The sequence below is a fragment of the Streptomyces sp. NPDC041068 genome, from assembly GCF_040647455.1.
Classification (GTDB): Bacteria; Actinomycetota; Actinomycetes; order Streptomycetales; family Streptomycetaceae; genus Streptomyces.
Genome location: NZ_JBEZCG010000003.1, coordinates 637,168 through 643,296, shown reverse-complemented (window position 1 = coordinate 643,296; position 6,129 = coordinate 637,168). Strand labels below are relative to the sequence as shown.

General features: G+C 69.5%; 4 protein-coding genes. 2 read left to right on the top strand and 2 right to left on the bottom strand.

All coding sequences use genetic code 11. The features are described 5' to 3' along the window. The first annotated feature begins 752 nt into the window (after window positions 1-752). Both AB0B50_RS09945 and ptsP read left to right on the top strand, forming a co-directional pair. The gene (locus AB0B50_RS09945; protein ID WP_362328192.1) at window positions 753-1,202 is read left to right on the top strand and encodes a PTS glucose transporter subunit IIA; all 450 of its coding nucleotides are present in this window, start codon (window positions 753-755) and stop codon (window positions 1,200-1,202) included. Window positions 1,203-1,279: 77 nt separating this feature from the next. Beyond that, window positions 1,280-2,950, top strand: coding sequence for a phosphoenolpyruvate--protein phosphotransferase (gene ptsP / locus AB0B50_RS09940; RefSeq protein WP_362328190.1), 1,671 nt, complete (start codon window positions 1,280-1,282; stop codon window positions 2,948-2,950). Window positions 2,951-3,009: 59 nt separating this feature from the next. On the opposite strand, the gene AB0B50_RS09935 is transcribed toward ptsP, so the two are convergent. Both AB0B50_RS09935 and AB0B50_RS09930 read right to left on the bottom strand, forming a co-directional pair. Beyond that, a complete protein-coding gene (locus tag AB0B50_RS09935; RefSeq protein ID WP_362328188.1) occupies window positions 3,010-3,903 on the bottom strand; it encodes a hypothetical protein in 894 nt (297 codons plus the stop codon). Between the two features lie 88 nt (window positions 3,904-3,991). Further along, entirely contained in the window at window positions 3,992-5,977 is a 1,986-nt protein-coding gene (locus AB0B50_RS09930) for an acetoacetate--CoA ligase (protein ID WP_362328186.1), read from the bottom strand. Window positions 5,978-6,129: the final 152 nt, after the last annotated feature.

Here is a 6,129-nt window from a genome sequence, read left to right as displayed (position 1 = left end):
GTGTTAAGCACGCCGCCAGCGTTCGTCCTGAGCCAGGATCAAACTCTCCGTGAATGTTTTCCCGTAATCGGGACGACACACACGAGAGCGGAACCAAGGAGAGGAATAATCTCCCGGTTCACAGCGTCCTCGCTGTGCTGCCTGCACGGTCATGCCGTACAGGACTTTTTCAAAGGAACCTCGCCACCGGACTGCTGTCCAGTAGACGGGGTATCAACATATCTGGCGTTGACTTTTGGCACGCTGTTGAGTTCTCAAGGAACGGACGCTTCCTTTGTACTCACCCTCTCGGGCTTTCCTCCGGGCGCTTCCCTTCGGTGTTTCTTTTGTTCTTGCGTTTCCGACTCTATCAGACTCTTTCGTGTCCGATTTCCTCGGTGCCTTTCCGGTTCCCGCTCCGGCCTTTCAGCCTTCGCGTTTCCCTTTCCGGCGGCTCCGACTTTATCAGATCTCATTCGTCTCTCTGACCACGATCACCGCAGGCATGCGGAACCGGACCCAGAGATTAGGATCTGACGTGAAGGATGCTGCCGAGACCGGACGCTGTACCGCGTCCCACGGCCTCAGGCAGGAGTCCGACTCTACATCCGGTCCGGGGCAGGCGCAAATCGTTTGTGCTCTGCCTCTACGTCTGCCAACCGGGACCTCACATGCGGAACCGGGACTTCTTATGACTTACCCTTCTGAACAGTGCGCCGTCCAGGACAGGTAGTGACGGCGGCCATGAATCTCCACCCCCTGGGAGGCTTGCCATGACGAGTGTTTCGTCCCCGCTTGCAGGACGTGCCATTGGGCTCTCTGCTGTACCGGATCCCGTGTTCTCCGGCGCGATGGTCGGGCCCGGCACGGCCATCGATCCCGTGCGCGAGGCGTCCGAGGCCGTCTCTCCCGTGGACGGCATCGTCGTCTCCCTTCACCCCCACGCCTTCGTGGTGGTCGACGATCAGGGCCACGGCGTGCTGACGCACCTCGGCATCGACACCGTTCAGCTCAATGGCGAGGGCTTCGAGCTGCTCGTCAACAAGGGCGACACCGTACAGCGTGGCCAGGCCGTGGTGCGCTGGGACCCGGCCGCTGTCGAGGCCGCCGGCAAGTCCCCGGTGTGCCCGATCGTGGCCCTCGAGGCCACGGCCGAGTCCCTCTCCGACCTCGTCGAGGACGGCGACGTGAAGGCCGGCGACGCTCTCTTCAGCTGGAAGTGACGTCATCGCCGTCGCTGACGGCAGGTAGTTCAACCACCGCGGCGGCTGGGCCCGTCGCACTATCGGAGACGGGTGAAATGGAGACAACGCTGCGAGGCGTCGGTGTGAGCCACGGTGTGGCGATCGGCGAGGTTCGGCACATGGGTACGGCGGTTCTCGAGCCGCCGGCGAAGCAGATTCCCGCGGAGGAGGCCGAGCGCGAACAGGGGCGCGCTCGCCAGGCGGTGGAAGCTGTGGCGGCCGACCTGATTGCGCGCGGCAATCTGGCCGGTGGCGAGGCCCAGGCGGTGCTCGAGGCGCAGGCCATGATCGCCCAGGACCCGGAGCTCATGTCCGACGTCGATCGGCGCGTGACGGTCGGCAGCACGGCCGAGCGTGCCGTGTACGACGCGTTCTCCCACTACCGCGAACTGCTGGCCGGTGCCGGTGAGTACATGGCCGGTCGTGTGGCGGACCTCGACGACGTGCGGAACCGTATCGTCGCGCGGCTGCTCGGCGTCCCGATGCCCGGTGTGCCGGACAGCGACCAGCCGTACGTACTGATCGCGCGTGACCTCGCGCCCGCGGACACCGCGCTGCTCGACCCGGCGCTGGTCCTGGGCTTCGTCACCGAAGAGGGCGGGCCCACCAGCCACAGCGCGATCCTCGCGCGTGCGCTCGGGGTGCCGGCTGTCGTTGCGCTGCCGGGTGCCGGTGAGCTCGCCGAGGGCACGGTTGTCGCCGTCGACGGCAGCACCGGTGAGATCTTCGTGGACCCGAGCGCCGAGAAGCGGGAGCAGCTCGAGGCCGCCGCCGCCGAGCGCAAGGCCGCGCTCGCCGCGTCGACCGGGCCGGGTGCGACGTCCGACGGGCACAAGGTTCCGCTGCTCGCCAACGTCGGCGGTCCCGCCGATGTCCCGGCTGCCGTCGAGGCGGGTGCCGAGGGCGTCGGTCTGTTCCGTACCGAGTTCCTCTTCCTGGACGACAGCACCAAGGCGCCGTCCGAGGAGAAGCAGGTCGAGGCGTACCGCAAGGTGCTCGAGGCCTTCCCCGAGGGCCGTGTCGTCGTGCGTGTGCTGGATGCCGGTGCGGACAAGCCGCTGGACTTCCTGACGCCGGCCGACGAGCCGAACCCGGCGCTGGGCGTGCGTGGGCTGCGGTCGCTGCTCGATCACCCCGAGGTGCTCCGGACGCAGCTGACCGCGCTGGCCAAGGCCGCCGAGGGGCTGCCCGTCTACCTCGAGGTCATGGCGCCGATGGTCGCGGACCGCACCGACGCCAAGGCGTTCGCCGACGCGTGCCGCGAGGCGGGGCTGCAGGCCAAGTTCGGCGCGATGGTCGAGATTCCGTCGGCCGCGCTGCGGGCGCGCTCGATCCTCCAGGAGGTCGAGTTCCTGTCGCTGGGCACCAACGACCTGGCGCAGTACGCGTTCGCCGCGGACCGTCAGGTGGGCGCCGTGTCCCGGCTGCAGGACCCGTGGCAGCCCGCGCTGCTCGACCTCGTCGCGCTCTCCGCTGAGGCGGCGAAGGCCGAGGGCAAGAGCTGTGGCGTGTGCGGTGAGGCCGCGTCCGATCCGCTGCTCGCATGCGTGCTGACCGGTCTGGGTGTCACCTCCCTTTCGATGGGTGCGGCGTCCATTCCTTACGTGCGTGCGACGCTCGGCAAGTACACGCTGGCGCAGTGCGAGCGTGCCGCGTCGGCGGCGCGTGCCGCGGACACCGCCGAGGAGGCCCGCAAGGCCGCGCAGGCGGTGCTTTCGGGCGAGTAATCGGCCGCTGGCTGTTTCCAAGGGGCGCTCCACCGACTGGTGGGGCGCCCCTCGGGCGTTCAGTGCGTGTGCCCGCCGTGGGGCTCGCCGGCTTCGAGGTCGGGGGCCGCGCAGTAGTCGACGCCGGATTCCGGGGCGACGAGCTCTCCGGAGATGGCGTCGGTGCAGTACGCGTCGAAGACCTCGGCCGCGGTGAGGGGTTGGAGTCGTCCGCCGTTCAGGCGCCAGCCGTGGACGCGGTCGCGGGTGCCGTCGGCGCCCGCGCGCAGCACCATGCCCGCCGCGCGGTGGGTGGCGATGCCGACGGCGAGGACCGAGGTGAACTCCAGGGCCTCGGTCTCGTCCAGTCGGGCCCGGCCGTCGGCTTCGATCTCGACGTGGAGTGCGGCGAGGAGGGTCTCCGCGTCCGAGGGCACGCTGCACACCAGGTGCCGGGTGCCTGGGCCGGAGGGGTCGAGGGCCTTGGTGATCAGCTCCGAGGCCCGGGTGAACGCGGCCCGGCCGATGTCCTCGCCGCAGGTCGCGCAGGTGCCTGCGCGGGCGAGCACCATCGTCGCGTACTCCCAAGTGGCCTGCCTGACCGCTTCGTCGACGAGGTCGGGGACGAGGTCGGCGAGGGGCTGGCCCTCGTACGGGATGGTGGGGCCGCCTGCCGCCAGTTCGGAGGTGAAGCGGGTGCGGCTGACGGGGGCGTCCGGGTCCAGGCCCGTCTCGGCGCAGTACTCCTCGAACTCCTCGGGGTCGAAGAGCGCGACGGTGGTGTGCCCGCCCTGGGAGGCGAGGCTTCTGAGCAGGGTCTCGACCTGCTGGAGATAGGTCTCGTGGTCGTCGAAGGTAAAGGTGCGGTAGCGGCGCATCGCCGCGAAGTCCTCCTCGTCGGCCAACAGGCCGATGGTTCCGGCGACTTCGCGGCGCAGGGCGCGTCGCATCGTGTCGTGTCGGCTGTGCGCCATGGTTCCCCCTGCATTCGGTCGATCAATGCTCACTCAGCGTAACGAGAGGCACTGACAACGCCTGCCGAGCTGCGGGGGAACGTCGGTGTCAGGTGCGCTTGCGGGCCAGGTCCTCGTAGAACCCGAGGAGGTCGAGGTTGTCGACCGAGCCCGGATTGACCGCCTTGTCCAGTGCTGTGCCTTGGAGGAGACGCTTGACGGGGACCTCGATGCGCTTGCCGGTGAGGGTGTGCGGGATGCCGGGGACCTCGATGACCTCGTCGGGGACGTGGCGGGGTGAGAGCTGCTCGCGGATGGTGTGCTTGATGCGGTCGCGCAGGGCGTCGTCGAGTGCGGCGCCCTCGGCGAGGTGCACGAAGAGCGGCATCCAGTAGCCGCCGTCGGGCTGCTCGACGCCGATGACGAGGGACTCGCGGATCTCCGGGAGGCGTTCGACGGCTTCGTAGATGTCGGCGGAGCCCATGCGGACGCCCTGCCGGTTCAGTGTGGAGTCGGAGCGGCCGTGGATGACCACCGAGCCGCGTGAGGTGAGGGTGATCCAGTCGCCGTGCCGCCAGACGCCGGGGTAGGTGTCGAAGTAGCTGTCGTGGTAGCGGGTGCCGTCCGGGTCGTTCCAGAAGTGGATGGGCATGGACGGCATGGGGTTGGTGACGACCAGTTCGCCGACCTCGTCGGTCAGCGGCTTGCCCTGCGGGTCCCAGGACTGGAGGTCCGTGCCCAGGCAGGGGGCCTGAAGCTCGCCGATGTGGACGGGCAGGGTCGGTACGGCCCCCGCGAAGCAGGAGCAGACGTCCGTGCCGCCGCTGACCGATGCCGTCCACAGGCCGCCCGGGGTGTCGGCGAACTCGTCGTGCAGCCAGCGGAAGCCGTCGGGTGGCAGCGGGGAGCCGGTCGTGGCGACGCACGTGACCCTGGAGAGGTCGAAGTCGCGGGCCGGGTGGACGTCCGCCTTGCGGCAGGCCATGACGTATGCGGCCGAGGTCCCGAAGAGGGTGGCCCCGGTGCGTTCGGCGATGCGCCACTGGGCGCCGGTGTCGGGGTAGCCGGGGCTGCCGTCGTACAGGACGATCGTGGTGCCCGTCAGGAGGCCGGAGACGAGGAAGTTCCACATCATCCAGCCGGTCGACGTGTACCAGAAGAAGCGGTCGTCGGGGCCCAGGTCGCAGTGCAGGCCGAGCTGCTTGAGGTGTTCGACGAGGATGCCGCCCTGGGACTGGACGATCGCCTTGGGTAGGCCGGTGGTGCCGGACGAGTAGAGCACCCACAAGGGGTGGTCGAAGGGGACCTGTTCGAAGGTGGGGGCCACGTCGGCGGAGGTGAGGTCCGCCCATTCCAGGGCGCCTTCGGGGGCTTCGGTGCCGAGGAGCGGGATGTGGACGACCGCGCGGAGGCTGGGCAGTTCGGAGCGGAGCTCGGCGACGGTGTCGCGGCGGTCGTGCTCCTTGCCGCCGTAGCGGTAGCCGTCGACGGTGAACAGGACGACCGGCTCGACCTGCTGGAAGCGGTCCAGGACGCTGCGGGCGCCGAAGTCGGGGGCACAGGAGGTCCACACGGCGCCGACGGCGGCGCTGGCCAGGAGGGCGACGACGGCCTGCGGGATGTTCGGCAGGTAGCCGCTGACGCGGTCTCCGGGGCGTACGCCCAGCGTGCGCAGTTCCGCTGCCAGGGAGCCCACTTGGCGGCGCAGCTCGGCCCAGGTGACGGGCTGCGGGTCGTGGCTCTCGTCGACGTGGAGGAGTGCGGGGGTGTCCGCGCGCGCCGGGTCGTCGGCGGCGCGCAGTGCGTGCTCGGCGTAGTTGAGGGTCGAACCGGGGAACCACTCGGCGCCCGGCATGGTCCGCTCGCCCAGCACGCGCGCGTAGGGGGTCGAGAACCGGACGTCGAACCAGTCGGTGACGGCCTTCCAGAACGTGTCGAGCTCGGTGACCGACCAGCGGTGCAGCGCTTCGTAGCCACCGTCGGCCGGGGCCCCGTGGTGCTCGGCGGCCCAGGCCTGGAACCTGGTGACCTGGGCGTCGGCGATCCTCTCCGGGCTCGGCTGCCAGAGCGGCGCAGGGTTCGCTGAGGACGTCATGGGGCGGCTCCCGGACTGTACGCGTCGTATGCGTGTGAGGTGCGCACGTGCTGGGTGTGCGCGTGAACACGGCTGAAGGGGACGATGCCACGTGATCGACTTCCGCACCAGGGTGTGCCCCACACAGTCGGTTCCGGGGCTATGTGCCGTCG